At 39.4% G+C, this 596-nt stretch carries 1 protein-coding gene; it reads left to right on the forward strand.

All coding sequences use genetic code 11. From position 1 onward, the window contains the following. Positions 1-91: 91 nt before the first annotated feature. Positions 92-596: hypothetical protein (locus F0L68_RS45975; RefSeq protein WP_223199653.1), on the forward strand; the 505-nt coding region annotated here is incomplete at its 3' end.

Raw genomic sequence — 596 nt, forward strand, 5'->3', positions numbered from 1 at the left:
ATCAGCCATTTTGGATTGTCAGTTTGTTTGTTACAGATAAAAAGGTTAGTCGTGTTTTGGTGTGCTCTTCGATTTTTTACTATTCGAAAAAATGGATCAAAGAAACTGTATTAAGTTTTGTGTAAAAAATGAAATTAAATGCGCAAGGACATTTGAAATGTTGACTGTGGCGTTTGGCGAGTCTACTATGAGCAGAACACAAGTTCAATTGTGGTATAACCGATGTAAGGGAGGCCGAGAAGATGTCAATGACGATGCTCGCCCTGGTCGCCCGAGCACAACAACTGATGAAAAAATTGAAGCAGTGAAGAAAATGATTATGGATAATCGTCAAATCACTATCAGAGAGGTTGCTGATGATGTTGACATATCGTTCGGCTCATGCCAAACAATTTTTACGGATGTTTTAGGCATGAAACGTGCGGCAGCGAAGATTGTTCCAAAATTGCTAAATTATGAGCAAAAGCAACGTCGCATGGACATCACTCAGGAGCTGTTAAACATCGTCAACGACGATCCATATTTTCTCAAAAATGTCATAACAGGTGACGAATCATGGGTGTATGGCTATGACATTGAAACCAAAGCCCAATCAT

The sequence above is a fragment of the Solihabitans fulvus genome, from assembly GCF_008386585.1.
GTDB classification, from domain to species: Bacteria; Actinomycetota; Actinomycetes; order Mycobacteriales; family Pseudonocardiaceae; genus Solihabitans; species Solihabitans fulvus.